Below are 26453 nucleotides of genomic sequence, written 5' to 3' on the forward strand. Positions count from 1 at the left end.
AAGCGTCGCAAAGTATCCGCAAGTCAACCGATTGGGCGCGCCACCCAAAGGTCAGCGCGCCCCATGATCACCCATCCTTGCGGATGGTCTCGTTCTTGGGGTCATAGGGGCTATCGACCGCCACCTCCGCCGGCCATAGCTGATCAAACATCCTGACCTGCAATTTCGTGCCCGGCTCGGCCATCTCTGGCGAGACATAGCCCATGCCGATGGATTTCCCGAACGCCACGGAAAAGCCGCCGGACGTCAGGCGCCCGACGCGGGTGCCGTCCTGATCGTAGATCGCCTCGTGCCCCCAGGGATCGGCATCCTCGGGTCCGTCCACCAGCAGGGTGCAGCACTTGGAGCGCACGCCAAGCGCCTCCATCGCGGATTTGCCCTGGAACTCCTTGGACATATCCACGAAGCGCGGCAAATCCGCCTCCAGAGGGGTCGCGTCGCGGCCCAGCTCATGGCCGAACGCGCGATAGGATTTCTCCTGCCGCAGCCAGTTCTGCGCACGCGCTCCCACCAGCTTGAGGCCATATTCCTCGCCGGCCTTCTCCAGCAGGTCAAAGAGGTAGTTCTGCATCTCGATCGGGTGATGCAATTCCCAGCCCAGCTCGCCGGTATAGGCGACGCGCACCGCGTTGACCGGGCACATGCCCAGCTCGATCTGCCGCGCGCTCAGCCACGGAAAGCGCTTGTTGGAAAGCGCGGTATCGGGGTCGGCGTCCTTGATCACCGCGCGCAGCAAATCGCGCGACTTGGGGCCGGCCACGGCGAAAACGCCGTATTGCGTGGTCACGTCCTGCACCGCGATATAGCCGAATTCGCCGGCCTTATCCGCCGCCGCCTTGCGCAGGAAATCGCCGTCGTAATCAGTCAGCGCCCCCGACGAGACGAGGTAATACTCGTCCTCGCCCAACCGAACGATGGTGTATTCGGTGCGCGTGGTGCCCTGCTCCGTCAGCGCATAGGTCAGGTTGATGCGACCCACCTTGGGCAATTTGTTGCAGGTGAACCAGTCAAGGAACGCCGTGGCGCCCGGCCCACTCACACGGTGCTTGGTAAAGGCGCTGGCGTCGATCATGCCCACGCCCTCGCGGATCGCCCTGGCCTCGGCCTCGGCGTATTGCCACCAATCACCCCGGCGGAAGCTGCGCGCGTTGTGGTCGAACTCGGCAGGCGCATCCAGCGGGCCGAAATAGTTGGGCCGTTCGAACCCGTTCACGACGCCGAACTGCGCGCCGCGCGCTTTCAACCTGTCATAGCTGGGCGCGGTGCGCAGCGGCCGGCAGGCCCGGCGCTCCTCGTCGGGGTGATGCAGGATATAGACGTGCTCATACGCCTCCTCGTTCTTGCGGCAGGCGTATTCGGTTGTCATCCAGGCGCCAAACCGCTTGGGATCAAGGCTGGCCATGTCGATCTCGGCCTCGCCATCGACCATCATCTGCGCCAGGTAATACCCGGCGCCGCCCGCCGCGGTGATGCCAAAGCTGAACCCCTCTGCCAGCCACATGTTGCGCAGCCCCGGCGCCGGACCGACCAGCGGATTACCGTCGGGGGTATAGCAGATCGGACCGTTGAAATCGTCCTTCAGGCCCACCTCCTCGGTCGAGGGGATGCGGTGGATCATCGACATGTATTCTTCCTCGATCCGCTCCAGGTCGAGGGGGAACAGATCGGCGCGGAAGCTGTCCGGCACACCGTAGGGGAACCGCGCGGGCGCGCCCCGCTCATACGGGCCGAGGATCCAGCCGCCGCGCTCTTCACGCACGTACCACTTGGCGTCGGCGTCGCGCAGCACCGGATGTTCGGCGCCGCCCTCCTTGCGGTAGGCCACCAGCGCCGGATCGGGCTCGGTCACGATGAACTGATGCTCGACCGGGATCGCGGGCATCTTGATGCCCAGCAGGCGCGCGGTGCGCTGCGCATGGTTGCCGGTGGCGGTGACGACATGCTCGGCGGTGACGACCGTCTGCTCGTCCGACGGCACAAGGTTGCCGCCCTTCTCGACCATCTTGGTCAGGGTCACGCGCCATTCGCTGCCGGTCCATTCATAGGCGTCGGCCTGCCACTTGCGCTCGATCGTGACGCCGCGCTGACGGGCGCCCTTGGCCATCGCCATGGTCACATCGGCCGGGTTTATGTAGCCATCCTCGGGGTGATAGATCGCGCCTTTCAGGTCATCGGTATTGACCAGCGGCCAGCGCTCCTTGATCTGCGCGGGGCTCATCCACTCGTAATGAACGCCGCAGGTTTCGGCCGTCGCGGCATAAAGCATGTATTCATCCATGCGCGCGTCGCTCTGCGCCATCCGCAGGTTGCCCACCACCGAGAACCCTGCGTTGAGGCCGGTTTCCTCCTCCAGCGTCTTGTAGAAATCGACGGAGTACTGGTGAATATGCGTGACCGCGTAGCTCATGTTGAACAGCGGCAAAAGCCCGGCCGCGTGCCAGGTCGATCCCGAGGTCAGCTCGTCGCGTTCCAGCAGCATCACATCACTCCAGCCCGCACGGGCCAGGTGATAGGCGATCGAGGTGCCGATGGCGCCGCCACCGACCACCAAAGCTTTGACATGGGTTTTCATTGCGCAACCGACTCCCTTGGCCATGTGTTGCCCTTATCTCTAACGAAAGCGGCAAATTTCTCAGGGCTGAGCCGACACAACATCACGCGAAAGCGACGTAGCGGCGGGGAAAAACCTTGCTGCACCGCAGCGCCGCGGCTAGAACACCGCCCACGCCACAATCAGGGGACCCTTTGATGATCGTCTGCCGTGACATAGCGGACTGCCGCACCGCGATCGCCGCCCTGCGCCGCGATGGGTGCAGCATCGGCTTTGTTCCGACGATGGGTTTTTTGCATGACGGGCACATGTCGCTGATCGCGCGGGCGCAGGCGGATTGCGATGCCGTCGCGGTGTCGATCTTCGTCAACCCCTCGCAATTCGGGCAGGCCGCGGACCTCGCCAGCTACCCGCGCGACGAGGCGCGCGATCTTGCCCTTCTGGAAGGGGCCGGCGTCGATGTGGTGTTTATGCCGGAAACCGATACCGTCTATCCCCCAGGCGACGAGACAATCGTGGAAACCACCCGCATGGCCAACACCCTGCACGGCGCGGTGCGGCCGGGGCATTTTCGCGGCGTAAGCACCGTCGTCACACGCCTGTTCAATATCGTGCAGCCCGATCTGGCCGTGTTCGGCGAAAAGGATTTCCAGCAGTTGCAGGTGATCCGCCGCATGGTCCGCGACCTGCATGTGCCCGTGCGCATCGTTGGTGCCCCCACCGTGCGCGAGGCGGATGGCCTCGCCCTGTCGTCGCGCAACGTGCGCCTGACCCCCGAAGACCGCGCCGCCGCGCCCGTCCTGCACCGCGCGCTGGAGGCCGGTCAGACCCGGATGCAGCAGGAATGCGCAACCGTAGCCGCACTGCGCAGCGCGATCGAAACCACCATCGCGCAAGAGCCGCGCGCCGCATTGGCCGGGCTGGACCTAGTACACCCCGACACTCTTGAGGCGCTTGAGGGCCCCGTCACCGGCCCCGTCGCGGTGATGGTCGCCGCGCAGTTTGGCGAGGTCCTCCTGATAGATCAGAAAGTGATGACACCATGAGCCGCCATGCCGACATTCGCCGCACCACGGTGCCCCAGATCACCGCGCGCAAGGGCGGCGAGCCGATCGTCGCGCTGACCGCCTATCACGCCCATACCGCCGCCATCGTGGACCGGCACGCCGACGTGATCCTTGTGGGCGACAGCCTCGGCATGGTCATTCACGGCATGGACAGCACCCTTGGCGTGACCATGGACATGATGATCCTGCACGGGCAATCCGTGATGCGCGGGGCGCAGCGCGCGCTGGTGGTGGTGGACATGCCCTTTGGCAGCTACGAGCAAAGCCCCGAGCAAGCGTTCAACAACGCCGCGCGCCTGATGGCCGAATCCGGCTGCGGCGCGGTCAAGCTGGAAGGCGGGGCGCGCATGGCGCCGACGATCCGCTTTCTGGCCGAGCGGGGCATCCCGGTGATGGCGCATATCGGCCTGACCCCGCAATCCAGCCACACAATGGGCGGGTTCCGCACCCAAGGCCGCGACGAGGAGAGCTGGCCCGCGCATGAACGCGACGCGCAGGCCGTGGCCGACGCGGGGGCGTTCGCGGTGGTGCTCGAAGGGATGGTCGAGCCGCTGGCCGCACGCATCACGCAGCAGCTAACGATCCCCACGATCGGCATCGGCGCCAGCGCCCGCTGCGACGGGCAGATCCTGGTGCTGGAGGATATGCTGGGGCTGAACGACTGGACCCCGAAATTCGTCAAGACCTATGGCACGCTGGGCGAGCAGATCGACCGCGCCGTATCGGACTACGCCCGTGAGGTCCGCGCCCGCAGCTTCCCGGCGGCCGAGCATACCTATGGAGGCAAATCGGGCTGACGCGCTACTGCCCCAGGGCCACCCCCTCGCGGCGCGGATCGGCGCCGCCGCGCAAGCCATCGGGCGTCAGCGCGATCAGGTGCAGGCCCGATGTCATCGCGCGCGGCTCCACCTCGTAGCCAAGATCGGCCAGCGGCGCGGCCAATGCCTCGGCCCGCGTGCCGCGCTCAATATCAAAGGTGCCGAAACGGTTGACGAGATGCCCCATTGCGGCGGCCTGCTGCACATCCATACCCCAATCCAGTTGCGCGATCAGCGCCTGCGCGACATAGCCGATGATGCGGCTGCCGCCGGGACTACCCAGCACGAGAACCGGCGCGCCGCCGCGCATCACGATGGTCGGCGCCATGGACGAGCGCGGCCGCTTGCCCGGCGCCACCGCATTGGCCACCGGCCGCCCATCGCGGTGCGTGCGAAACGAGAAATCGGTCAGCTCATTGTTAAGCAGCATGCCGCGCACCATCACCCGGCTGCCAAAGGCGTTCTCGATGGTCGTGGTCATCGACAGGGCGTTGCCGTAGCCATCAACGATCGAGATATGCGATGTAGCAGGCTGCGACAGCGTCCCGCCCGGCCCCCAAAGGCCCGCATGATCGAATTCCGGCATGCCAGGCGCGACATCCCGAAGCGCGGCATCGCCCTCTAGCGCCTCGGCGCGCCGGGCAAGGTAATCGGGCGCCAGCAGCCCCTTGGCCGGCACCGGCACGAAATCGCTATCGGCCATGTAGCGGCCCCTGTCGGCAAACGCCAGGCGGCTGGCATCCCCGATCAGGCGCCACGCCCGCGCGCTACGCGGGCCGAGGGCAGTAAGGTCGTACCCCTCCAGAAGGCCAAGGATCTGCCCCACCGTCAGGCCCCCCGACGACGGCGGCCCCATGCCGCACACGTCATGCCCGCGATAGGGCGCGCAAACCGGCGCGCGCTCCTTGACCGCATAGCCCTCAAGATCCCGCAGGCTCAAAAGCCCCGGCCGCGCGGCGCCGTGCACCGCCGCGACGATATCCTCGGCCAGCGCGCCGGTATAAAACGCCTCCGCGCCCTGCCGCCCGATAAGGCGCAGGACATCGGCATAGGCAGGGTTGCGCAGCATATCCCCCTCGGCCAGCGGCGCGCCGCCCGGCAGGAAATAGCGCGCGGTCTCAGGGTGCACCGCCAACCGCGCGGCATCGCGGTCCACCAGGCCAGCCAAGCGCGGGCTGACGTCAAAGCCATCCTCGGCCAGCGTGATCGCGTCCTTGAACAGCCCCGGCCAAGGCAACCGCCCCCACCTTTCATGCGCCGCCTGCATCAGCGCGGGCGTGCCCGGCGTGCCCACCGACAAGCCGCCCACGACCGCCTCGAAAAAGCCAAGCGGCGCGCCATCTTCGTCCTGAAACAACGTCGGCGTGGCCACCATCGGCGCGGTTTCGCGCCCGTCCAGCGTGGTTAGCGCGCCGGCCTGCGCGTCATACCACAGCAGGAACGCGCCACCGCCAAGGCCCGAGCTTTGCGGCTCCACCAGCCCCAGAACGGCCTGTACCGCGACCATCGCATCGGCCGCCGTGCCACCCGCGCGCAGCACCCGCGCGCCGGCCATTGCAGCGTGCGGATTGGCCACCGCCACCATCCACTCGCGCGCCTTGACCGAACGCCCGGCCGCCTTGGCCTCTTGCGCCGCCGCAACCTCGGGGGTGAGCGCCAGCGCCCCGGCGCCCGCCGCCTCGGGGCTGACGGCATCGGCGGCCTGCTGCGCCGCGCTAGGGCCACCCGGCCACGCCAATAGCGCCGCAAGCGCAACACCCATCCATCCACCGCGTGTCATCATGGCCCCTCCGATCACTGTATCATCGCACCCACTGTGCACGGGCAATGGGGCATGCGGCAAGGGATAGGGGGCTCTGCCCCCGTCGCCTGCGGCGCCTCCCCCGGGATATTTAGAGCCAGAAGAAACCCGTTCGGGGGCGTTACAGCATCGAGGGGACGACCTGATCGGGGGGGCGGTGGCCGTCGTGGAAGGTCTTGATGTTGATGATCACCTTTTCACCCATCTCCATCCGCCCCTCGCGCGTGGCCGATCCCATATGCGGCAGCAGCACCACGTTCTTCAGCTCGCGCAGGCGCGGGTTGATCGAATGGCCGCGCTCATAGACATCCAGACCGGCGCCGGCGATCTCGCCCGCGCGCAGCATCCGGGTCAGCGCGTTCTCGTCGATGACCTCGCCGCGCGAGGTGTTGACGATCACCGCCTCGGGTTTCATCAGCTTGAGCCGCCGCGCGTTCATCAAGTGGAAGGTCGAGGGCGTGTGCGGGCAGTTGATCGAGATCACGTCCATCCGCGCGACCATCTGGTCGAGGCTTTCCCAATAAGTCGCCTCAAGTTCATCCTCGATCTCTTCGCGCAAGGGGTTTCGGTTGTGGTAGTGGATCTGCATGCCGAACGCCCGGGCGCGCCGCGCCACCGCCTGCCCGATGCGGCCCATCCCCAGGATACCCAAACGCCGCCCGCCGACGCGCCCGCCCAGTAGGGCCGTGGGCGACCAGCCCTGCCAATCGTGCGATTGCATCACGGCCAGCCCCTCGGGAATGCGGCGCGTCACCGCGAGGATCAGCGCCATCGTCATGTCCGCGGTGTCATCGGTCAGCACGCCGGGCGTGTTGGAGACAAGGATGCCACGCTGCCGGGCGGTGGAGACATCGATATGGTCGACCCCCGCGCCGTAATTCGCAATCAGCTTGAGCTGCGGCCCCGCCTGCCCCAGCAGCCCCGCGTCGATATCATCGGTCAGCGTCGGCACCAGAACGTCGGCCTGCCTGACCGCATCGACCAGTTCCTCGCGCGTCATCGGCGTATCGTCGTCGCGCAGCCTGACGTTGAACAATTCCTTCATGCGGGTTTCAACCGCTTCCGGCAAGCGTCGTGTAACGACAACACTCAAACGTCCCGTTGGCATGGCTGCTCTCCCTTCGTGCTTTTCAAACCGCCGCTCCGGTGTCAGAGTGGCGCACGAGCAGCGGCGGCACAAGAACCGACGTCGACATTTCAAGAACTACGTACAGGCCCTGCAATGATTTTGTGCGCGAAACGGCTTGCCTTTCTGGTGGTCCTGCTTCTGTCGGCCCCCGCCACCGCGACCCTTGCGCAAGAGCGCGGGCCGGTCACCAACCTGCCGCTGCCGCGGTTCGTGTCGGTCAAGGCGTCCGAGGCCAACGTGCGGCGCGGGCCCTCGCTGACCCACAGGATCGACTGGGTGTTCAAGCGGCGCGACATCCCTGTTGAGATCACCGCCGAGCATGGCCATTGGCGCCGCGTACGTGACCGCGATGGCGCCGGCGGCTGGGTGCATTACTCGTTGCTATCAGGCACGCGCACCGTAATCGTGACGCGCGACATGCTGGCGCTGAACTCCCGGCCGGTGTCCGACACGCCGGTCGTTGCACGGCTGGAACTGGGCGTGATCGCCCATGTTGAAAGCTGCGACAAGACCTGGTGCGCGCTGTCGGTCGATGGGTATGACGGCTGGGCCCTGAAAGAGGGGCTATGGGGCGTGCGCGCGGACGAAATCATCGAGTGACGAGGCGGGCACTGGCGGGCACGGCCCCGGGCGGGGTCCGATGGGCGTTATGTTTGACGGAAAATATGGCTTGTAGTCACTTGCGCTCCCTGCAATATTTCCCATAAAATATAACGGAGAGGCCCCATGCCCCATACCCCCACGGCGCAGCGCCCCCGCGCGACCAGAATCCTTGCGCTGATCGGCCTGTCGCTGTCCCTGCTCGCGCCGGTGCCGCGCATGGCCGCGGCCGAAAGCGCGCTGATCGCCGTAGCGGCGAATTTTGCCGAGACGGCCCAATCGCTGGCGCCTGCGTTCAACGCCGAGACCGGCCATGAACTGACGCTGACCATCGGCTCCACCGGTAAGCTATACGCGCAGATCACCAAGGGGGCGCCGTTCGATGCGCTGCTGGCCGCCGATCAGGAGCGGCCCCGCCGCCTGCTGGAGGAAGGCCACGCCGTCCCCGGCACCCGCCGCACCTACGCCACCGGGCAACTGGTACTATGGAGCCCGGACCCCGACCGCATCGGCCAGAACGGCGAAGAAACCCTTGCCAATGGCGATTTCGAGCACCTCGCCATGGCCAACCCCGATCTGGCGCCCTATGGTCTGGCGGCAGCGCAGGCGTTGGATCACATGGGGCTGCGCGACAGGCTGAGCGACAGGATCGTGATGGGACAGAACATCGGCCAGACGTTTTCGATGGTGGCCACGGGCAACGCCGCGCTCGGGCTGGTGGCCGGGTCATACGCCGCGTCCCCGCGCAACACCGCCCCCGGTAGCGTATGGCCCGTCCCCACCGCGTATCACGACCCGATCCGCCAGGACGCGGTGCTCCTAGCCGTTGGTGCGGACAACGCCGCCGCGCGCGCGTTTCTGGACTACCTGCACAGCGATGCCGCCCGCGAGGTGATCACGCGGTTCGGCTACGGCGTGGAAGACCCGCAGTGACCCTGCCCGATCTCGCCCCCCTCTTGCTCAGCTTGCGGTTGGCGGGCTGGGCGACGGTGATCCTGCTGATCCTGGGCACGCCGCTGGCGTGGTGGCTGGCCCATACCCGTAGCCGCGCCAAGCCGGTGATCGAGGCAATCACCGCGCTGCCGCTGGTGCTGCCGCCCACGGTTCTGGGCTTTTACCTGCTGGTCGCGCTCAGCCCCAGCAGCCCACTGGGCGGGATGTGGCGCGACGCGACCGGCAACGCGCTGACGTTTTCCTTCGCGGGGCTGGTGGTGGCCTCGGTGCTCTATTCGCTGCCGTTCACCGTTCAGCCCCTGCAATCGGCGTTCGAGACGGTCGGGCGCGCGCCTCTTGAGGCGGCGGCGATGCTGCGCGCCTCGCCGCTCGACAGGTTCCTGAGCGTCGCGTCGCCACTGGCCCTGCGCGGATACCTGACCGCGATTGTCCTCAGCTTTGCCCACACCATCGGCGAGTTCGGCGTGGTGCTGATGGTCGGCGGCAACATTCCCGGCCGCACGCAGGTCATCTCGATCGCCATCTATGAGCATGTCGAGACCCTGAACTACGCGCAGGCGCATACGTTGTCGGCGATCCTTCTGGTGTTTTCCTTTGTCGTGCTGGTGGGGGTCTATGCCACCAACCGCCGCTTTCCGATCCACGCGGGCGGCTGGTGACGCGGATGACGATGCTTTCGCTCGATATCCGGCTGGATTATCCCGATTTCACGCTGGACTTTTCCCATGACCTCCCCGCGCGCGGCCTGACGGCGGTGTTCGGGCCGTCGGGCTGCGGCAAATCCACCCTGCTGCGGGTGATCGCGGGGCTTGAGCGCGGCGCGCGCGGCACCGTGCGCTTTGACGGGACACAATGGCAGGGCACATCCCGCACAACCCCGCCGCACAAGCGCGGCATCGGATACGTGTTTCAGGATGCGCGCCTCTTTGGCCACCTTAGCGTCGCGGGAAACCTGCGCTTTGCCGCGCGCCGTGCCCGGCGGGCGGGCGCACAGCCGGACGAGGCACAAGCCATCGCCGCGCTCGATCTGCACGATCTGCTGGACCGCCGCCCCGATACCCTCTCGGGCGGCCAGCGACAGCGCGTCGCCATCGCCCGTGCCCTCCTGACGGCGCCGCGGCTCCTGCTGATGGACGAGCCGCTGGCGGCGCTGGACGCGGGCCGCAAGGCCGCGATCATGCCCTATATCGAGCGCCTGCGCGATCACGCCACGATCCCCATCGTCTATGTCAGCCACGACCTGTCCGAGGTGGCACGCCTTGCCGATCACATGGTCATGATGCGCGCGGGCCGCGTGCTCAGGGCCGGGCCCGTGGCCGAGCTGCTCTCGGATCCCGGCATGGCCGACGCCATCGGTGTGCGCGAAATGGGCGCGCTGATGCCCGCGCGCGTGACGCGCCATCACGATGACGGGTTGACCGAACTGGGGGTATCGGGCGGGCAGCTGTTCCTGCCGCGCGTGCAGGCCGCCCCGGGCACGGCCCTGCGCCTGCGCATCGCCGCGCACGAGGTGATTCTGTCGCGCACCCGCCCTGCGGGGCTGTCGGCGCTGAACATCCTGCCCGGCACCATCACCGAGGTCCGGCGCGGCGACGGTCCCGGCGTGATCGTCAAGCTGCGCGTCGGCGATGACGACCTGCTGGCGCGAATCACGCGCCGCTCGGCCGACGAGATGGGGCTGCACCCCGGCGTCGCCTGTCACGCAATCGTGAAATCGGTGTCCATCGCGCAAACCGATGTCGGCACCAACGGCACGCAATAACCCCGCGCGCCGCCTATTTCTTGGCGGCGGCCTTGGCCGGTTTGCTGGCCTTGGCCGGGGCATTCGCCTTCGCCTCAAGCGCATCGAGCCGCGCCTTCAACGCCTCGTTTTCCTCGCGCGCCTTTTGCGCCATGGCGCGCACGGCGTCGAATTCCTCGCGCGTGACGAAATCGCGATCCGCCAGCCAACGGTCGATCATGGATTTCATCGCCGTCTCGGCCTCGGTGCGCGCGCCCTGCGCCACGCCCATGGCATTGGTCATCAATTGCGACATGTCGTCGAGTATCTTGTTGCGGGTCTGCATTGCGGGTCTCCAGCTTTGCCTTTACCCCCTATATGGAGCGCGGGCCGCCGCACCACAAGCGCGACATCGCCCCACCCGACCGCACGGAGCATCAAATGCAGGCCATGATCGAGTTTCCAGATATCTCGCCCGAGATTTTCACGCTCCCCCTCTTCGGGATGGAGTTCGCCCTGCGCTGGTACGCGCTGGCCTATATCGTGGGCATCCTTGTCGCATGGCGCATTTCGCTGGCGGCGCTGCGGCGCCCCGCGCTGTGGCGCGCGCAGATCCCGCCAATGACCGCCCGGCAGCTTGAGGATTTGCTGACATGGATCGTGCTGGGCATCATCCTTGGCGGGCGGCTTGGATTCGTGCTGTTCTACCAACCCGGCTATTACCTGCAAAACCCGCTGGAGATCCTGCGCATATGGCAAGGTGGCATGTCGTTTCACGGCGGCTTCCTTGGCGTGGTGATCGCCACGCTGGTCTATTGCGCGCGGCACCGTATCCCGATCCTGTCCGCCGGGGACACCATCGTTTTGGGCGCGCCGGTTGGCCTGCTGCTGGGACGGATCGCCAACTTCATCAACGCCGAGCTGTGGGGCCGCCCGACCGACCTGCCGTGGGGCGTGGCCTTTCCCGGCGCCGCCGCGCAGGCCTGCGGTCAGCCATTGGGCGAGATCTGCGCCCGCCACCCCTCGCAACTCTACGAGGCGGCGCTGGAGGGCGCGCTGCTGCTGGCGGTGCTGCTGTGGCTGGCATTCCGTCGCGGCGCGCTGCACGTGCCCGGCCGCATCTTCGGCGTGTTCCTCGCGGGCTACGGCGCCGCGCGCGTCATTGTCGAGCATTTCCGCCAGGCCGACGCGCAATTCATCACGCCGGACAACCCGCTTGGTCATGTCCTGCGCCTGGGCGACTGGGGGCTGAGCATGGGGCAGCTTCTGTCGCTGCCTATGCTGCTGGTGGGGCTGGCCCTGATCGTGGCGGCGAACCGGCTGGCGCGGGCATGACCGGGCTGCACGCGCATCTTGTGGCCCGCATCAACGCCGATGGCCCGCTCAGCATCGCCGATTACATGGCCGATTGCCTGCTGCATCCCGATTGGGGCTATTACGCCACGCGCGACCCGCTTGGCGCGGCGGGGGATTTCACGACCGCCCCGGAAATCAGCCAGATGTTCGGCGAGTTGATCGGCCTCGCGCTCGCACAATCATGGATGGATCAGGGGGGGGGCACGCCCTTTGCCCTGGCCGAGCTGGGACCGGGGCGCGGCACGCTGATGGCCGACATCCTGCGCGCCACGCGCGCGGTTCCCGGGTTTCACGCCGCCATGCGCCTTTGCCTGGTCGAGGCGTCGCAGCCCCTGCGCGATGCGCAGGCGCAGGCCCTACAGGGCCACGATGCCACGTGGTACGACAATGTCGCGGACCTGCCCGATTTACCCCTGTTCCTTGTCGCGAACGAGTTTTTCGACGCGCTACCAATTCGCCAGTTCATCCGCGACGGGGACGGCTGGCGCGAGCGCCGCATCGGCGCGGACGAGGACGGCGCGCTTGCCTTCGGCCTGACCGATGCCACGCCGCAGCCCGCGCTGGCCCACCGGATCGCGGATACCCGCGACGGCGACCTGATAGAAACCTGCGTGCCCGGCACCGCCATCGCCGCCACCATCGGCGCACGGATCGCCGCGCGGGGCGGCGCGGCGCTGATCATCGATTACGGCGAATGGCGTAGTCTTGGCGACACGTTCCAGGCCCTGCGCGGCCACGCCCACGCCGACCCGCTAGAGGCGCCGGGAACAGCGGACCTCACCGCGCATGTGGATTTCGAATCGCTGGCCAGTGCCGCCGCGCCCGCGGCCCATACCCGCCTGACGCCCCAAGGTGTATTCCTGGAACGTCTCGGCATCACCACGCGGGCGCAGGCACTGGCCGCGCACCTGTCGGGCGAGGCGCTGGATGCGCATGTCGCTGCACATCGGCGCTTGACGCACCCCGATGAAATGGGGACGCTCTTCAAGGTGATAGCCTTGCGTCCCGCCAATACAGACCCTCCGCCCGGATTAAGCCAATGACCCTGGAAATCCTCACCTCCGACGCCCTCGCCCCCATGCGCCACGGGTTCTTTACACGGCGCGGCGGGGCCTCGTCGGGGGTATTTGCCGGGCTCAACTGCGGCCCCGGCTCATCAGATCAATCCGAGATCGTGTCGATCAACCGCGCCCGCGTGGCCAGCGCGATGGAATTGCCCGACACCCACCTCGTCAGCGTGAACCAGGTCCATTCGGCCGACGTGATCACCATCGCCGAGCCACCCTCGGACCGGCCGCGGGCCGATGCCATGGTCACCGCGACACCCGGTCTTGCGCTGGCGGTGCTGACCGCCGATTGCCAGCCGGTTCTTTTCGCGGACCCGGACGCGGGCGTGATCGGCGCGGCGCATGCGGGGTGGCGCGGGACGCTCGATGGTGTGCTCGAGGCGACGCTGGATGCGATGGTGGCATTGGGCGCCAGCCGCGCAGGCATCACCGCCGTGATCGGCCCCACCATCAGCCAGGGCGCCTACGAGGTCGGCCCCGAGTTCATGGAAGATTTCATGGCCGACGACCCCGAAAACGGCCGCTTTTTCGCGCAAGGGGACGGCGACAGGCTGCTGTTCGACCTGCCTGCGTTCGGCCTGCACCGGATGCGCAGCGCCGGCATCGGGCACGCCGAATGGACGCGCCATTGCACCTATTCCGACCCCGAGCGGTTCTATTCCTACCGGCGCGCCACGCACCAGGGGCAGGCCGATTACGGGCGGCTGATCTCAACGATCCGGCTGTGAAATCTGGCGTTTACGTGTTCCCGGGCCACATGGTTCCTGCAAAATCACCGCGATCTTGCCCCATCCCCGCCGCATTGCCCGCCGATATTGGTTAGCAACAAGTTACAGCCCGAAAAGGGCATACAGGCAGGAGATCAAGACATGCGCAAGCAACCCCGCTGGATGAAGTCGGCCATTGAGACCGCCAAGACCGAAACCACCGCCCTGCCGTGGCAACGCGGCGCCCGCCGGGCCGAAATGATCGCACGGCGCGACGCCCCCAAAGCCAAGGTGCGCTGCGCCTGATAGAAGGGCCGCGCAGGGCACTACGACCTACGGGCATCAACCGCCGCCCCGGCCTGCCGCGCCTAACCCTCACGCCATACGGCTCAGCCGGTCCTCCAGAACCTCGAACGGCACGCCCGGATCGTCCTTGGCGCCGCGGATCACCAGCGATGTCTTGACGCTGGCCACGTTATCGGCCGCCGTCAGCTCCTCGGTCAGGAAACTCTGGAACGTGCTCAGGTCCGGCGCCACGCATTTCAAGATGAAATCCACCTCACCGTTGAGCATATGACACTCCCGCACCAGCGGCCAGTCGCGGCAGCGCGCCTCGAACGCGCTCAGGTCCGCCTCGGCCTGGCTTTGCAGGCCCACCATTGCGAACACCTGTACCTCGAAGCCCAACTCGCGCGCATCCACCTGCGCGTGGTAGCCGCGGATGAACCCTGCATCCTCAAGCGTACGCACCCGGCGCAGGCACGGCGGCGCCGAGATCCCGACGCGGCGGGCAAGCTCGACATTGGTCATGCGCCCATCGGCCTGCAACTCGGCCAGAATCTTGCGGTCAATCGGGTCAAGCCGGGACACGGGCATCGTCTGTCATCTCCTATTGGAATGGAATTCTTATAACACCGCGCGGGGCACACGCAATATTCTTTCGCCATGACGCAAGATCATTTCACAATTACGCCGGCATGCGACGGAATCGCCACTTGCCTGCAACGGGGGGTTTCAGCGCGGCACTGGCGGGGTTATATCCGCTCGAACGACCGACAACGCAACCCGATTGCCGCAATTTCCCGGAGGGCCCGACATGGCCGAAACACGTCACACCAAGGTTCTGATCATCGGCTCCGGCCCGGCCGGATACACCGCCGCCGTCTATGCCAGCCGCGCCATGCTGGAGCCGATCCTTGTGCAGGGGATCGAACCGGGCGGTCAGCTTACCACCACAACCGAGGTCGAAAACTGGCCCGGCGATACCGAGGTGCAAGGCCCCGACCTGATGCTCAGGATGGAGGCCCACGCCAAGGCCGTAGGCTGTGACGTGGTCACCGACATCATCACCGACCTGGACCTCGACAAACGCCCCTTCACCGCCACCGGCGATAGCGGCACCATCTATACCGCCGACGCGGTGATCCTCGCCACCGGCGCCCGCGCCAAGTGGCTGGGCCTGCCATCCGAGGAGGCGTTCAAGGGCTTTGGCGTCTCGGCCTGCGCCACATGCGACGGGTTCTTCTACCGGGGCGAGGAAATCGTCGTGGTCGGCGGCGGCAACACCGCCGTGGAAGAGGCGCTGTTCCTGACCAACTTCGCCTCCAAGGTCACGCTGATCCACCGCCGCGACGAGTTGCGCGCCGAGAAGATCCTGCAAGACCGCCTGTTGAAGAACCCCAAGATCGAGCCGCTCTGGTTTCACCAGCTCGACGAGGTGCTGGGCGATGACACCCCCAAGGGCGTCACCGGCGTGCGCGTACGTCATACCAAGACCGGCGAGACGCGGGAAATCCCCTGCAAGGGCGTGTTCATCGCGATCGGCCACGCCCCCGCGAACGAGCTGGTCAAGGACAAGCTGGAGATGCACAGCAACGGCTACGTCAAGGTGCAGCCCGGCAGCACCCGAACCTCGGTGCCGGGCGTTTTTGCCGCCGGCGACCTGACCGACGACCACTACCGGCAGGCCGTCACCTCGGCCGGGATGGGCTGCATGGCAGCGCTCGACGCCGAACAGTTCATCGCCGCGCTGGAGGACGAAGAAGCCCCGGCCGAACAAAGCGCCTGACTGCACGTGCAGTCAGGGCACGGTTGAGGGGCCGCGCTGTGCCCGGCCACCGGGTGGGCGCGGATACGGGTATGTTACGCACTTTATGCCCGCCAAATACTTCTTCGTTCTCAGCGGCGTGATACGCCCGCCAAAGCCCCCGCCCGTCACGCCGGAGGCATGCCGACGATAAGCGGCGCACCTCTGGTGCGACGGGGGCGGCCGGGCGCTGCGCGGCGGCGCGCAAGCGCGCCTCGATTCCGCGCATTGGTGCCAAACCCCAAAGTCACAGCGCCCTCACCTGAACTTGCACCCCGAAATGCAAAGGACCGCCCGATAGGATCGCCTTGCGCAGCGCCCGCGCCCCTGACCTCCCCGACCGGGAAGGCAGGGCGCGAACACTGACTTGCTTGCGGCGTCTACCGCGCAAAAATGTCCCCCAAAGGGGCAAAAAGGCGCCACATTCGTCCGAAATACGCGGTATCGGCAAAGACAGCTTGAATTTGCCCCCTCCCGGGGTCTAGGTCGCGCTGACCCCGGGTCCCCGCCCCGGCACCGTCCCGATTGAAAACCGAGAGAATACAAAATGTCACTGTCCAATTTGACGCCGATCCCCGAGCTTTATGTCTCCTACGATTCCGCCCAGAAGCTCAAGCACGAGGCCGGCAACCTGACCAGCTGGGATCTGTCGCCGCGCCAGATCTGCGATCTAGAACTGCTGATGAACGGCGGCTTCAACCCGCTCAAGGGGTTCCTGACCGAAGCCGACTACAACAGCGTCGTGGACAACATGCGCCTTGCCAACGGCACGCTGTGGCCAATGCCCATCACCCTTGATGTGAGCGAGGACTTCGCCGAGGGCATCGAGCCGGGCCAGGACATCGCCCTGCGCGACCAGGAGGGCGTGATCCTTGCCACCATGACCGTGACCGACCGCTGGCAGCCCGACAAATCCCACGAGGCCGCAAAGGTGTTCGGTGCCGACGATAGCGCGCACCCGGCTGTGAACTACCTGCACAACCAGGCCGGCAAGATCTATCTCGGCGGCCCCGTCACCGGCATCCAGCAGCCCGTGCACTATGATTTCAAATCGCGCCGCGACACCCCCAACGAATTGCGCGCCATGTTCCGCAAACTGGGCTGGCGCCGCGTCGTCGCCTTCCAGACGCGCAACCCGCTGCACCGCGCGCACCAGGAACTGACGTTCCGCGCCGCCAAGGAGGCGCAGGCAAACCTGCTGATCCACCCCGTCGTGGGCATGACCAAACCCGGCGACGTGGACCATTTCACGCGCGTGCGCTGCTACGAGGCGGTGATCGACAAGTATCCCGGCTCCACCACCTCGATGAGTTTGCTGAACCTCGCCATGCGCATGGCTGGCCCGCGCGAGGCGGTGTGGCACGGCCTGATCCGCGCCAACCACGGCTGCACCCACTTCATCGTGGGCCGCGACCACGCCGGGCCGGGCAAGAACTCGGCCGGCGATGATTTCTACGGCCCCTACGACGCACAGGACCTGTTCCGTCAGCACCAGGACGAAATCGGCGTCGAAATGGTGGACTTCAAACATATGGTCTACGTGCAGGAACGCGCCCAGTACGAGCCTGCCGACGAGATCGAAGAGGGCGTGACCGTCCTCAACATCTCGGGCACCGAGCTGCGCCGCCGCCTGCGCGAGGGGCTCGAGATCCCCGAATGGTTCTCGTTCCCCGAGGTGGTCAAGGAACTGCGCCGCACCTCGCCGGCCCGCGCGAAACAAGGGTTTACCGTGTTTTTCACCGGGCTGTCGGGCTCGGGCAAATCCACCATCGCCAACGCGCTGATGGTCAAGCTGATGGAGATGGGCGGCCGGCCCGTCACCCTTCTGGATGGCGACGTGGTGCGCAAAAACCTCAGCTCCGAGCTGGGCTTTTCCAAGGAACATCGCGATCTGAATATTCAGCGCATCGGCTATGTCGCCTCCGAGATCACCAAGAACGGTGGTATCGCCATCTGCGCCCCGATCGCGCCCTACACCGCGACGCGGCGGGCCGTGCGCGAGATGATCGAATCCTATGGCGCCTTCGTCGAGGTGCACGTCGCCACCTCGCTCGAGGAATGCGAGCGGCGCGACCGCAAGGGTCTCTACAAGCTCGCGCGCGAGGGCAAGATCAAGGAATTCACCGGCATTTCCGACCCCTACGAGGCCCCCACCCAGGCCGAGCTGGTCGTCGACACCGAAGGCGTCGAGGTGGACCACTGCGCGCACCAGGTGGTGCTCAAGCTCGAACAACTGGGCCTGATCGCGCACTGATCGTAAGGCCCGCGCGGGTATCACAGCACGAAAACGCCCCGTCCCGGCGGGGCGTTTGCACATATATCGGCCATCTCGGCACAAATGCGCGCGCCGCCCCTTTCGTTTGCCCGCGCCATGCCCCATCTACAAGCCGCAGACCATGAGACCGGACCGGCCCAGATGCACAACACCAGACAGACCACCACCAACGACACCCCCGACCTGCGCCGCATTCCGCCGCGGCAAACCGGCCTGATCGGCCGCCTGCAGGACGTGCTGGAATCGGCGCGCTTCCAGAACGCGATCATCGTGCTGATCGCGCTCAACGCGGTCACGCTGGGACTAGAGACCAGTCAATCGGTCATGGCCGCCGCCGGGCCTCTGCTGGTCGTGATCGACAAGGTGTTCCTGTCGATTTTCGTGGCCGAGATCCTGGCCAAGCTGCTGGTTTACCGCACCCGGTTTCACCGCGACCCGTGGAACCTGTTTGACACGGCGGTGGTTGCCATCGCCCTGATCCCGGCCACCGGTAGCCTCTCGGCGCTGCGCGCGCTGCGTATCCTGCGGGTGCTGCGGCTGGTCTCTGCCGTGCCGTCGATGCGCCGCGTGGTGGGCGCACTGGTCGCGTCGATCCCGGGGATCGGTTCGATCATAGGGCTGCTTTTGCTGGTGTTTTATATCTTCGCGGTGATCGCGACCAAGATGTTTGGCGCCGCGTTCCCCGAATGGTTCGGCACCATCGGCGCGTCGCTCTACAGCCTGTTCCAGATCATGACGCTGGAAAGCTGGTCAATGGGCATCGTGCGCCCGGTGATGGAAGTGTACCCACTGGCCTGGGCGTATTTCCTGCCCTTCATCCTGCTGACCTCGTTCACCGTTCTGAACCTGTTCATCGGTATCGTGGTGGACGCCATCCAGCGCCAGCACGAGGCCGAAGCCGCCGAAGAGGCCGAGCACATAATCGACGAAAGCCAGGGCCACCACGACGAGATCATAACCGAGCTGCGCGCCCTGCGCCGCGAAGTCGAGACGTTGAAGCGGTAGAGAAGGGCCGATGCTCAAAGCGTGGATGGGACTGGCCTTGAACGCACATCGCGCGACCGGCTGAGAAGCCGCGCATAGTCGGGCAGCGGTGCGGCGATCCTCCGCTGGTGCGGGGGGCACTTTATTCCAGCCAAATCCGAATAAGATCAGAGCCGTGCGCAGGTGTCAGCCCGATCGCCGTGCCGGGGGGCGGCCCGGCGCTACGCGCCTTTACTCCGCGCAGGGCGTTATATGAGATGTCTGCAACAGGCCACACGCCACCCGAACGCAAGCGCCCTCTTAATGCACCGTCACCGGCGCCAGGTCGTTCTGCCGCGCCAGCACGAAGGCCATCTGCCGATCGCCCACCAGCGCCAGTTGCTGACCGTTGCTGTCATGCACGGCATAGAGCGTCTCCGCCCCTTCCTCGACCTGCTCGCGGACTTCCTCGGGCAGGTCGGCTACCTTGACCGGGCGCACATACACAATGCGATCCTCGCGGTTCGTGTCAAATTCGTACCTGGTATCCATGTCTATCACCCCTTCCTGATCTGGATCGTCTGAACAACCGTGTCGGGCCGCGCGCGCGACAGATCAACATGCAGCAGGCCGTTCTCCATGACCGCCTGCCCCACTTCGACGCCGTCGGCCAACACGAAGGACCGCTGGAATTGCCGCGCCGCGATGCCGCGATGCAGGAACACCCGGTCCTCGCCATCGTCGCGTTGCCGGCCCCGGATCACCAGTTGCCGGTCCTCGACGGTGATCGACAGATCCTCTTCGGCAAAGCCCGCCACCGCCAGCGTGATGCGGTAGGTATCATCGGATGTCTGTTCGATATTGAAGGGCGGATAGCCCTCGTTGCCGGATTTCGCGTTCCGTTCCAGCAACCGCTCTAGCTGCTCGAACCCCAGCAGATAGGGGTGCGACCCCAGGGAAAGTTTGCTCATCGACACGTCCTTGTTCAAGCGACAGTCCTAAATCGGGCCCCGTTGCGGCGACCCACACGGTAAATATGGGCACATGACCCCGCCCGTGCAAGGCCTTTGCCTACGCGCCGGTTTTCAGTATCCTTGGGCACCCGCCTGACAAATGGAATCACCGTTCATGAATGCCCAAACCGACATTTCCATGAAATCCGACGACGTGTTGCGCGTCGAGCTGGAGGTATTCCGCCGCGAGCATCGCGACCTCGACGAGGCGATTCAAGCCCTCACCGAAAAGGGCACCGGCGATCAACTGACCGTGCAGCGCCTCAAGAAGAAAAAGCTGCAACTCAAGGACCTGATCGCCCGGATCGAGGATCGTTTGCTGCCCGACATCATTGCGTAACCCCCGCCCTTGGGTATAGTGCGCGCCAAGGAAACATGGGGCGCGCGCACGCGATATGACACAGGCACACACACAGGTTCAGGTCGGCATCATCATGGGCAGTCAATCCGACTGGGCCACCATGCGCGAGGCCGCCGAAATCCTTGATACCCTCGGCATCGCGCATGAGGCGCGCATCGTCTCGGCGCACCGCACCCCCGACCGCCTTTGGGAATACGGCCGCACCGCGGTTGACCGGGGCCTGCGGGTAATCATCGCCGGCGCGGGCGGCGCGGCGCACCTGCCAGGCATGATGGCGTCGAAAACCCGCGTGCCGGTGATCGGCGTGCCGGTGCAGACCCGCGCGCTTTCGGGGGTGGATAGCCTCTATTCCATCGTGCAAATGCCGCGCGGCTTCCCGGTGGCCACGATGGCGATCGGCGCGGCGGGCGCGGCCAATGCCGGGCTGATGGCGGCGCAGATCCTTGCGCTGGACGATGCAGACCTGGCCGCGCGCCTCGATACGTGGCGCGCCGATCTTTCCGCCTCTATCCCGCAGGAGCCAACCGATGACTGAGCCCCTCGCCCCCGGTAGCACCATCGGCATTCTTGGCGGCGGACAGTTGGGCCGCATGCTCTCGGTTGCGGCCGCGCGCCTTGGCTACCGCACCCATATATTCGAGCCGGGCGCACAGCCCCCCGCCGCCGATGTCGCCCATTCCCTGACGACCGCCCGCTATGACGACGACGCGGCCCTGCGCGCCTTTGCCGAAGCGGTCGATGTCATCACCTACGAGTTCGAGAATATCCCGACCGAGGCGCTGAACCTGCTGGAGACGCTGCGCCCCATACACCCCGGCCGCCGCGCCCTCGCGATCAGCCAGGACCGCCTGACCGAAAAGGCGTTCCTGTCCGAGCACGGGCTGCGCACCGCCCCCTTCGCCGCCGTCGACGACGAAGAGGACCTCGCCGAAGCTCTGGTCGAGATCGGCACGCCCGCGATCCTCAAGACCCGCCGCTTTGGCTATGACGGCAAGGGGCAGGCCCGCATCAACGCCCTGACCGACGCCGATCAGGCCCTCGCGGACATGGCCGGCGCCCCCGCCATCCTGGAAGGGGTCATTGATTTCAGCCACGAGGTATCGGTCATTGCCGCGCGCGGGCTGGACGGGTCGGTGGCCTGTTTCGACCCGGGCGAAAACGTGCACGAGAGCGGCATTCTGCGCACCACCACCGTGCCCGCCCGCCTCAGCGCCGCACAGCGCAGCGATGCGGTGCTCCTATCCGCCAACATCCTGAACGCATTGCATTATGTTGGCGTTCTGGGGGTCGAACTGTTCGTCACGACGGATGGCCTCGTGGTCAATGAAATCGCCCCGCGCGTGCACAATTCCGGCCACTGGACGCAACAAGGCTGCGCCGTTGACCAGTTCGAGCAGCACATCCGCGCCGTCGCCGGCTGGCCGCTGGCCGATGGCGCCCGCCACTGCGACGTGGTGATGGAAAACCTGATCGGCGATGACGTGGACCGCGTGCCGCAGATCGCACAAGAGACGCGCGCCGCCCTCCACCTTTACGGCAAGTCCGAGTCCCGCCCCGGTCGCAAGATGGGCCACGTCAACCGGATCATAAACACACAATGAGGCAATGTGTCGAAACAAACAGGAAACTTCCTCCGCAGCTAAGAAGAAATCCCATTGGTAAATGTATTTATTTCGCAACGAAACGCATTTACAAGTACCTGAACATTATTCCCACCCCCTACAAGACACAGTATTTCGTCAACGGATACCCGGTAATACTGATTCATAATCCAAAGTGTGGCGGCACATCTCTCAAATCCATGCTCGGAAATTCCGGAACCACCCATTCGATGCCGCGCCACGTTATGCGGGAATCAAAATGGCTCAGAACCTACTCTATTGTAGCAGCACGAGATCCATTCGATCGATTTGTGTCGGGTTACTCATTTTTTGTGAACGGCCCGTACAAGGGAGCTCTCTATAACCACTATGGAGACGCGTTAAAGAAAATGGATGCATTCACATTTTTTGAATTCATCAAGCAGCATCCAGAAAACCTTGGCCATCAGGTAGATTGGGCAACCTTTCCATCCAGCCAGAAGCCACAGGCCGATCTTATATTGAAAACCGAACTTTCAGAATTCTGGTGGAAAACCCTGAAAGATCACGGCATCACCACGAGTCAAAACAATCTTCCCAAGAAAAACTCATCACGCAAGTCAGGATATTCAGACGCCGATATCCTGAAAGTTTCAAACAGCGAGCTGAAAAAACTGAAATCCATGGTCGCGGAATACTACAGGCGTGACTATGAGTTCTTCGGCTACCCTTTCCCAAAGACATAAACGATAGCCAAGCAACGTCCGGGCAATAACGCGCGCCCCGCCCGAATAGCGCCAAAGGCGCCGGACGGCGCCACCCCACGGGCAGGCGCGCGCCCTCAGCCGCCCTGCACAGCCCCTTTCGCCGCCGCGACAAATGCGCGGATCAGGGCCTCGTCCTTCTGCCCCGGCGCGCTTTCAACGCCCGATGACACGTCTACCTGCCGCGCCCCCGTCAGGCGGATCGCCGCTGCCACGTTCCCGGGCGTCAGCCCCCCGGCCAGCATCCACGGCACCGGCCAGCGCCGCCCCGAAATCAGCCGCCAATCAAACGACAGCCCATTGCCCCCCGGCAGCGCGGCCCCCTCGGCCGGTTTGGCATCGACCAGCAACTGATCGGCGACGCGGCCGTATTCCTCCAGCGCGGGCAGATCGTCCTCGGTGGCCACGCCCACGGCCTTCATCACCGGCAGGCCGTACCGTGCGCGCAGTTCCGCAACCCGCTGCGGCGTCTCGCGGCCATGCAGTTGCAACATGTCCAGCGGCACCTGCGCTGTGATCTCGTCCAGGTCCGCATCGCTCGCGTTGACCACAAGCGCCACCTTGGCCAGCCCCGGCGGCGCCTCCAGCGCCAGCGCGCGCGCCTGCGCGGGCGTCAGGTGCCGCGGTGATTTCTCGAAGAACACGAACCCGCCATAGGTCGCGCCCGCCGCCGCCGCCGCGCGCACGTGCTCGGGCCGCGTCAGGCCGCAGATCTTGACCGCAATGTCGGATGTCATACCAAACCGCCCAAACCGCCTGTCTTGCCCGGCAGGCCCCGCCGCGCGGGCGGGGCGCGCCTCAGCTCACCTCGTCCAGAAGCGCCAGAACCTCGTCCTTGCCCTCGTCGCGCTGGCCTTTCACGCGCGACAGCTCGCGCTTCATCGCGGACACCTCGCGCGCCTTGCGGGCCGCATCGGCGCGGTGCTTGTGCTCGCGCAGCCATTCCCACACGAACCCGATCAGCAGCCCTGCCACGATCCCGGCGAATATCACGATATACAGCGGCACGTCGATGGCCAGCGGCGCCCCGACAAACCCCGCCAACGCGTCGGGCAGCAGCCGTAGCGTGACGATACCGCGATTGGCCAATGCCACGGTAATCAGGATCACCGCCAGCGCGGCAATCAGGGCATAGCGAATGTATCGCATCGGCTCGGGCTCACTTTCCGTTCAGGCGATCGCGCAGCAGCTTGCCGGTCTTGAAGAACGGCACATGCTTTTCCTCAACATGCACCGATTCCCCGGTTCGCGGGTTGCGGCCAATCCGCGCGTCCCGCTTCTTGACCGAGAACGCGCCGAACCCGCGAAGCTCCACCCGGTCGCCGCGCGCCATCGCGTTGGTGATCTCTTCAAAGATCGTGTTCACGATCTTCTCGACATCGCGTTGGTACAAGTGCGGGTTTTCATCCGCGATCTGCTGGATCAATTCAGATCTGATCATCGACCATCCCCCCGATCGTTCTTATGGACGCCATTCGCGCTAACCATAGGAACAATAAACGTGATCGGAAACCGGAACGAAGCACGAAATCGACCGATTGTCGGTTTCTTGCCGATTATCGGCCGGATTTTTGCCTGCCGCGCGCGCCGGATGGCGCCATCGGCGCGCGCGGAGCGCGGCACGGCCGGCTGCCGATTCGCGGCAAATGCGAACGGCCCCGCCCTTTCGGGACGGGGCCGCCGCGTCTTCCCGCTGTGGGGATTTACTTCTCGTCTTCGTCGCCCTTGAGGGCCGCGCCAAGGATATCGCCCAGCGATGCGCCGGAATCCGAGCTGCCGTACTGTTCCACGGCCTCTTTTTCCTCGGCGATCTCGCGCGCCTTGATCGACAGGCCCAGACGGCGGGACTTGGCATCGACATTGGTCACGCGCACGTCAACCTTATCGCCGACCGAGAACCGCTCGGGGCGCTGCTCGGCACGGTCGCGGCTCAGGTCGGAGCGACGGATGAAGCTCTTCATCCCTTCGTATTCCACCTCGATGCCGCCATCCTCGATCGCGGTGACTTCCACCGTGATGACCGAGCCGCGCTTCACGCCGCCCACGACCTCGGCGAACTTGTCGCCGCCCATGGCCTTGATCGACAGGGAAATGCGCTCTTTCTCGACATCCACATCCAGCACGACCGCCTGAACGACGTCGCCCTTGTGGTAGTTCTGGATCGCATCCTCGCCACGCTCGTCCCAGCTCAGATCGCTGAGGTGAACCATGCCGTCGATGTCGCCTTCCAGGCCGATGAACAGGCCGAACTCGGTGATGTTCTTGACCTCACCTTCAACCTGCGTTCCCTCGGGATGGGTCTCTGCGAACACTTCCCACGGGTTGCGCTGCGTCTGCTTCAGGCCAAGGCTGACACGGCGCTTGGCCGGGTCGATATCCAGAACCATGACCTCGACTTCCTGGCTGGTCGAAACGATCTTGCCGGGATGCACGTTCTTCTTGGTCCAGGACATCTCGCTGACGTGAACCAGCCCCTCGATCCCCGGCTCCAGCTCCACGAAGGCGCCGTAATCGGTGATGTTGGTGACGCGGCCGGTGTGCACGCTGTCCAGCGGATACTTGGTTGCCACCAGGTCCCAGGGATCTTCCTGAAGCTGCTTCATGCCCAGGCTGATACGGTGGGTTTCCTTGTTGATCTTGATGACCTGCACGTTGATCGTCTCGCCGATCGACACGATCTCGGACGGGTGGTTGACCCGGCGCCATGCCATGTCGGTGACGTGCAGAAGGCCGTCAACACCGCCCAGATCGACGAAGGCGCCGTACTCGGTGATGTTCTTGACAACACCTTCGACGGTCTGACCCTCGGTCAGGTTGGCGATGACCTCGGCGCGCTGTTCGGCGCGGCTTTCTTCCAGGATGGCGCGGCGCGACACGACGATGTTGCCACGGCGGCGGTCCATCTTGAGGATCTGGAACGGCTGCTTGAGACCCATCAGGGGGCCGGCGTCGCGTACGGGGCGCACGTCCACCTGGCTGCCGGGCAGGAACGCCACGGCGCCGCCCAGATCGACCGTAAAGCCGCCCTTCACGCGGCCAAAGATCGCGCCTTCGACGCGTTCCTCGGCGGCATAGGCTTTCTCCAGGCGGTCCCACGCGGCTTCGCGGCGGGCCATCTCACGGCTGATGACCGCTTCGCCGCGGGCATTCTCGACCTGGCGAAGGAACACCTCCACCTCGTCGCCCACGCTGATTTCGGGGTCTTCTCCGGGATTTGCGAATTCCTTGAGCTCGACGCGGCCTTCCATCTTGTAGCCGACATCGATGATGGCTTGTCCCGCCTCGATGGCGATGACTTTGCCGGTCACGACACTGCCCTCTTCGGGGGTGTCCATTTCGAAGCTTTCGTTCAGGAGGGCTTCGAATTCCTCCATGGATGCGTTTTGAGCCATGTGGTCTTACGGTTTCCTATTCTACAACTGTTTCCGGCCGTGCGGTTGTCTCCGCCGGTCTTGGGGTTTGGTCACTTGACGCCACACACATAAGGCCGCCACAAAAACGAAAGAGGGCCGGTTGCATCCCGACCCTGCCTGTATGCTTCGGTCTTGTGGCTTTGGCGCCCTTCTCGACGGGGGGTCTATACTGTGCATGCACACATCAATCAAGCCTAACCTTTGATTTATACTCCGCCACGCGGGAGT

The 26453-nt window shown here is 65.4% G+C and carries 28 protein-coding genes; 17 read left to right on the plus strand and 11 right to left on the minus strand.

Annotated features, from left to right (window positions below):
- Positions 1–67: 67 nt before the first annotated feature.
- Positions 68–2572, minus strand: a complete 2505-nt coding sequence (locus G568_RS0101890; protein ID WP_026756457.1) for a GcvT family protein — start codon at positions 2570–2572, stop codon at positions 68–70.
- 176 nt (positions 2573–2748) lie between these two features.
- Here G568_RS0101890 and panC point away from each other — a divergent pair, with 176 nt between their 5' ends.
- The gene (panC, locus tag G568_RS0101895; protein WP_026756458.1) at positions 2749–3597 is read left to right on the plus strand and encodes a pantoate--beta-alanine ligase; all 849 of its coding nucleotides are present in this window, start codon (positions 2749–2751) and stop codon (positions 3595–3597) included.
- On the plus strand, positions 3594–4415 hold the full coding sequence (gene panB / locus G568_RS0101900; RefSeq protein ID WP_026756459.1) for a 3-methyl-2-oxobutanoate hydroxymethyltransferase: 822 nt from the start codon (positions 3594–3596) through the stop codon (positions 4413–4415). The genes panC and panB overlap by 4 nt, the downstream gene beginning before the upstream one ends.
- A gap of 4 nt (positions 4416–4419) precedes the next feature.
- Here the strand turns inward: panB and ggt are convergent, their stop codons facing one another.
- Together ggt and G568_RS0101910 are read right to left on the minus strand one after the other, a co-directional pair.
- A complete protein-coding gene (gene ggt / locus G568_RS0101905) occupies positions 4420–6216 on the minus strand; it encodes a gamma-glutamyltransferase (RefSeq protein WP_157084232.1) in 1797 nt (598 codons plus the stop codon).
- Positions 6217–6358: 142 nt separating this feature from the next.
- Positions 6359–7345: a 2-hydroxyacid dehydrogenase gene (locus tag G568_RS0101910; RefSeq protein WP_026756461.1), complete on the minus strand. Its 987-nt coding sequence runs from the start codon at positions 7343–7345 to the stop codon at positions 6359–6361.
- Positions 7346–7459: 114 nt separating this feature from the next.
- On the opposite strand from G568_RS0101910, the gene G568_RS0101915 reads away from it, so the two are divergent.
- From G568_RS0101915 to modC, 4 genes are all read left to right on the plus strand, one after another.
- A complete protein-coding gene (locus G568_RS0101915) occupies positions 7460–7966 on the plus strand; it encodes an SH3 domain-containing protein (protein WP_026756462.1) in 507 nt (168 codons plus the stop codon).
- 126 nt (positions 7967–8092) lie between these two features.
- Positions 8093–8899 carry a molybdate ABC transporter substrate-binding protein gene (modA, locus tag G568_RS0101920; RefSeq protein ID WP_051202579.1) on the plus strand — a complete coding sequence of 269 codons (807 nt, stop codon included), beginning with the start codon at positions 8093–8095 and terminating at the stop codon, positions 8897–8899.
- Positions 8896–9579, plus strand: a complete 684-nt coding sequence (gene modB, locus G568_RS0101925) for a molybdate ABC transporter permease subunit (RefSeq protein ID WP_026756464.1) — start codon at positions 8896–8898, stop codon at positions 9577–9579. The genes modA and modB overlap by 4 nt, the downstream gene beginning before the upstream one ends.
- Before the next feature lie 5 nt (positions 9580–9584).
- On the plus strand, positions 9585–10682 hold the full coding sequence (gene modC / locus G568_RS0101930; protein WP_342664598.1) for a molybdenum ABC transporter ATP-binding protein: 1098 nt from the start codon (positions 9585–9587) through the stop codon (positions 10680–10682).
- 13 nt (positions 10683–10695) lie between these two features.
- Here modC and G568_RS0101935 read toward each other — a convergent pair whose 3' ends face one another.
- On the minus strand, positions 10696–10986 hold the full coding sequence (locus tag G568_RS0101935) for an accessory factor UbiK family protein (RefSeq protein ID WP_026756466.1): 291 nt from the start codon (positions 10984–10986) through the stop codon (positions 10696–10698).
- 95 nt (positions 10987–11081) lie between these two features.
- Here G568_RS0101935 and lgt point away from each other — a divergent pair, with 95 nt between their 5' ends.
- The 4 genes from lgt to G568_RS20455 all read left to right on the plus strand — a co-directional run bounded on the left by lgt (position 11082) and on the right by G568_RS20455 (position 14076).
- Positions 11082–11975 (plus strand): prolipoprotein diacylglyceryl transferase, encoded by an 894-nt coding sequence (gene lgt / locus G568_RS0101940; protein WP_026756467.1) that lies wholly within the window; start codon positions 11082–11084, stop codon positions 11973–11975.
- The gene (locus tag G568_RS0101945) at positions 11972–13039 is read left to right on the plus strand and encodes a class I SAM-dependent methyltransferase (RefSeq protein WP_026756468.1); all 1068 of its coding nucleotides are present in this window, start codon (positions 11972–11974) and stop codon (positions 13037–13039) included. The genes lgt and G568_RS0101945 overlap by 4 nt, the downstream gene beginning before the upstream one ends.
- Positions 13036–13791: a peptidoglycan editing factor PgeF gene (gene pgeF, locus G568_RS0101950; protein WP_026756469.1), complete on the plus strand. Its 756-nt coding sequence runs from the start codon at positions 13036–13038 to the stop codon at positions 13789–13791. The genes G568_RS0101945 and pgeF overlap by 4 nt, the downstream gene beginning before the upstream one ends.
- Before the next feature lie 141 nt (positions 13792–13932).
- Positions 13933–14076 carry a hypothetical protein gene (locus tag G568_RS20455; RefSeq protein ID WP_169576929.1) on the plus strand — a complete coding sequence of 48 codons (144 nt, stop codon included), beginning with the start codon at positions 13933–13935 and terminating at the stop codon, positions 14074–14076.
- 69 nt (positions 14077–14145) lie between these two features.
- On the opposite strand, the gene G568_RS0101960 is transcribed toward G568_RS20455, so the two are convergent.
- On the minus strand, positions 14146–14646 hold the full coding sequence (locus G568_RS0101960) for an Lrp/AsnC family transcriptional regulator (RefSeq protein WP_026756470.1): 501 nt from the start codon (positions 14644–14646) through the stop codon (positions 14146–14148).
- 220 nt (positions 14647–14866) lie between these two features.
- On the opposite strand from G568_RS0101960, the gene trxB reads away from it, so the two are divergent.
- The 3 genes from trxB (at position 14867) to G568_RS0101975 (ending at position 19136) form a co-directional block, all read left to right on the plus strand.
- Positions 14867–15838: a thioredoxin-disulfide reductase gene (gene trxB, locus G568_RS17985; protein WP_037373461.1), complete on the plus strand. Its 972-nt coding sequence runs from the start codon at positions 14867–14869 to the stop codon at positions 15836–15838.
- 565 nt (positions 15839–16403) lie between these two features.
- A complete protein-coding gene (locus tag G568_RS0101970; RefSeq protein ID WP_026756471.1) occupies positions 16404–18110 on the plus strand; it encodes a bifunctional sulfate adenylyltransferase/adenylylsulfate kinase in 1707 nt (568 codons plus the stop codon).
- Between the two features lie 162 nt (positions 18111–18272).
- Positions 18273–19136, plus strand: coding sequence for an ion transporter (locus G568_RS0101975; RefSeq protein ID WP_084627309.1), 864 nt, complete (start codon positions 18273–18275; stop codon positions 19134–19136).
- 279 nt (positions 19137–19415) lie between these two features.
- Here the strand turns inward: G568_RS0101975 and G568_RS0101980 are convergent, their stop codons facing one another.
- Entirely contained in the window at positions 19416–19646 is a 231-nt protein-coding gene (locus tag G568_RS0101980; protein ID WP_026756473.1) for a DUF1150 family protein, read from the minus strand.
- Between the two features lie 5 nt (positions 19647–19651).
- A complete protein-coding gene (locus tag G568_RS0101985) occupies positions 19652–20065 on the minus strand; it encodes an Hsp20 family protein (protein ID WP_026756474.1) in 414 nt (137 codons plus the stop codon).
- 157 nt (positions 20066–20222) lie between these two features.
- Between G568_RS0101985 and G568_RS0101990 the strand changes: the two genes are divergently transcribed.
- The 4 genes from G568_RS0101990 to G568_RS19870 are packed head-to-tail and all read left to right on the plus strand — an operon-like array spanning position 20223 to position 22794.
- Positions 20223–20447, plus strand: a complete 225-nt coding sequence (locus G568_RS0101990) for a YdcH family protein (RefSeq protein WP_026756475.1) — start codon at positions 20223–20225, stop codon at positions 20445–20447.
- A 55-nt stretch (positions 20448–20502) separates the two neighbouring features.
- On the plus strand, positions 20503–21003 hold the full coding sequence (purE, locus tag G568_RS0101995) for a 5-(carboxyamino)imidazole ribonucleotide mutase (protein ID WP_026756476.1): 501 nt from the start codon (positions 20503–20505) through the stop codon (positions 21001–21003).
- Entirely contained in the window at positions 20996–22069 is a 1074-nt protein-coding gene (locus tag G568_RS0102000) for a 5-(carboxyamino)imidazole ribonucleotide synthase (RefSeq protein ID WP_026756477.1), read from the plus strand. Before purE ends, G568_RS0102000 begins: the two co-directional genes overlap by 8 nt.
- Positions 22066–22794 (plus strand): sulfotransferase family 2 domain-containing protein, encoded by a 729-nt coding sequence (locus G568_RS19870; RefSeq protein WP_084627302.1) that lies wholly within the window; start codon positions 22066–22068, stop codon positions 22792–22794. The genes G568_RS0102000 and G568_RS19870 overlap by 4 nt, the downstream gene beginning before the upstream one ends.
- 95 nt (positions 22795–22889) lie before the next feature.
- On the opposite strand, the gene G568_RS0102010 is transcribed toward G568_RS19870, so the two are convergent.
- The 4 genes from G568_RS0102010 to rpsA all read right to left on the minus strand — a co-directional run bounded on the left by G568_RS0102010 (position 22890) and on the right by rpsA (position 26204).
- The gene (locus G568_RS0102010) at positions 22890–23549 is read right to left on the minus strand and encodes a phosphoribosylanthranilate isomerase (protein WP_026756479.1); all 660 of its coding nucleotides are present in this window, start codon (positions 23547–23549) and stop codon (positions 22890–22892) included.
- Positions 23550–23610: 61 nt separating this feature from the next.
- Complete coding sequence (locus G568_RS0102015; protein ID WP_026756480.1) at positions 23611–23961, minus strand: lipopolysaccharide assembly protein LapA domain-containing protein; 351 nt, start codon at positions 23959–23961, stop codon at positions 23611–23613.
- Between the two features lie 10 nt (positions 23962–23971).
- Positions 23972–24253 (minus strand): integration host factor subunit beta, encoded by a 282-nt coding sequence (gene ihfB, locus G568_RS0102020; RefSeq protein WP_026756481.1) that lies wholly within the window; start codon positions 24251–24253, stop codon positions 23972–23974.
- 262 nt (positions 24254–24515) lie between these two features.
- Entirely contained in the window at positions 24516–26204 is a 1689-nt protein-coding gene (gene rpsA / locus G568_RS0102025; protein WP_245582856.1) for a 30S ribosomal protein S1, read from the minus strand.
- Positions 26205–26453 lie beyond the last annotated feature (249 nt).

The sequence above is a fragment of the Sediminimonas qiaohouensis DSM 21189 genome (assembly GCF_000423645.1).
Classification (GTDB): domain Bacteria; phylum Pseudomonadota; class Alphaproteobacteria; order Rhodobacterales; family Rhodobacteraceae; genus Sediminimonas; species Sediminimonas qiaohouensis.

Excerpts from the sequence above, each read along its gene's own strand:
- G568_RS0101890 (WP_026756457.1), bottom strand. The coding sequence starts at position 2,572 with ATGAAAACCCATGTCAAAGCTTTGGTGGTCGGTGGCGGCGCCATCGGC.
- panC (WP_026756458.1), top strand. The coding sequence starts at position 2,749 with ATGATCGTCTGCCGTGACATAGCGGACTGCCGCACCGCGATCGCCGCC.
- panB (WP_026756459.1), top strand. The coding sequence starts at position 3,594 with ATGAGCCGCCATGCCGACATTCGCCGCACCACGGTGCCCCAGATCACC.
- ggt (WP_157084232.1), bottom strand. The coding sequence starts at position 6,216 with ATGACACGCGGTGGATGGATGGGTGTTGCGCTTGCGGCGCTATTGGCG.
- G568_RS0101910 (WP_026756461.1), bottom strand. The coding sequence starts at position 7,345 with ATGCCAACGGGACGTTTGAGTGTTGTCGTTACACGACGCTTGCCGGAA.
- G568_RS0101915 (WP_026756462.1), top strand. The coding sequence starts at position 7,460 with ATGATTTTGTGCGCGAAACGGCTTGCCTTTCTGGTGGTCCTGCTTCTG.
- modA (WP_051202579.1), top strand. The coding sequence starts at position 8,093 with ATGCCCCATACCCCCACGGCGCAGCGCCCCCGCGCGACCAGAATCCTT.
- modC (WP_342664598.1), top strand. The coding sequence starts at position 9,585 with ATGACGATGCTTTCGCTCGATATCCGGCTGGATTATCCCGATTTCACG.
- G568_RS0101935 (WP_026756466.1), bottom strand. The coding sequence starts at position 10,986 with ATGCAGACCCGCAACAAGATACTCGACGACATGTCGCAATTGATGACC.
- lgt (WP_026756467.1), top strand. The coding sequence starts at position 11,082 with ATGCAGGCCATGATCGAGTTTCCAGATATCTCGCCCGAGATTTTCACG.
- G568_RS0101945 (WP_026756468.1), top strand. The coding sequence starts at position 11,972 with ATGACCGGGCTGCACGCGCATCTTGTGGCCCGCATCAACGCCGATGGC.
- pgeF (WP_026756469.1), top strand. The coding sequence starts at position 13,036 with ATGACCCTGGAAATCCTCACCTCCGACGCCCTCGCCCCCATGCGCCAC.
- G568_RS20455 (WP_169576929.1), top strand. The coding sequence starts at position 13,933 with ATGCGCAAGCAACCCCGCTGGATGAAGTCGGCCATTGAGACCGCCAAG.
- G568_RS0101960 (WP_026756470.1), bottom strand. The coding sequence starts at position 14,646 with ATGCCCGTGTCCCGGCTTGACCCGATTGACCGCAAGATTCTGGCCGAG.
- trxB (WP_037373461.1), top strand. The coding sequence starts at position 14,867 with ATGGCCGAAACACGTCACACCAAGGTTCTGATCATCGGCTCCGGCCCG.
- G568_RS0101970 (WP_026756471.1), top strand. The coding sequence starts at position 16,404 with ATGTCACTGTCCAATTTGACGCCGATCCCCGAGCTTTATGTCTCCTAC.
- G568_RS0101975 (WP_084627309.1), top strand. The coding sequence starts at position 18,273 with ATGCACAACACCAGACAGACCACCACCAACGACACCCCCGACCTGCGC.
- G568_RS0101980 (WP_026756473.1), bottom strand. The coding sequence starts at position 19,646 with ATGGATACCAGGTACGAATTTGACACGAACCGCGAGGATCGCATTGTG.
- G568_RS0101985 (WP_026756474.1), bottom strand. The coding sequence starts at position 20,065 with ATGAGCAAACTTTCCCTGGGGTCGCACCCCTATCTGCTGGGGTTCGAG.
- G568_RS0101990 (WP_026756475.1), top strand. The coding sequence starts at position 20,223 with ATGAATGCCCAAACCGACATTTCCATGAAATCCGACGACGTGTTGCGC.
- purE (WP_026756476.1), top strand. The coding sequence starts at position 20,503 with ATGACACAGGCACACACACAGGTTCAGGTCGGCATCATCATGGGCAGT.
- G568_RS0102000 (WP_026756477.1), top strand. The coding sequence starts at position 20,996 with ATGACTGAGCCCCTCGCCCCCGGTAGCACCATCGGCATTCTTGGCGGC.
- G568_RS19870 (WP_084627302.1), top strand. The coding sequence starts at position 22,066 with ATGAGGCAATGTGTCGAAACAAACAGGAAACTTCCTCCGCAGCTAAGA.
- G568_RS0102010 (WP_026756479.1), bottom strand. The coding sequence starts at position 23,549 with ATGACATCCGACATTGCGGTCAAGATCTGCGGCCTGACGCGGCCCGAG.
- G568_RS0102015 (WP_026756480.1), bottom strand. The coding sequence starts at position 23,961 with ATGCGATACATTCGCTATGCCCTGATTGCCGCGCTGGCGGTGATCCTG.
- ihfB (WP_026756481.1), bottom strand. The coding sequence starts at position 24,253 with ATGATCAGATCTGAATTGATCCAGCAGATCGCGGATGAAAACCCGCAC.
- rpsA (WP_245582856.1), bottom strand. The coding sequence starts at position 26,204 with ATGGCTCAAAACGCATCCATGGAGGAATTCGAAGCCCTCCTGAACGAA.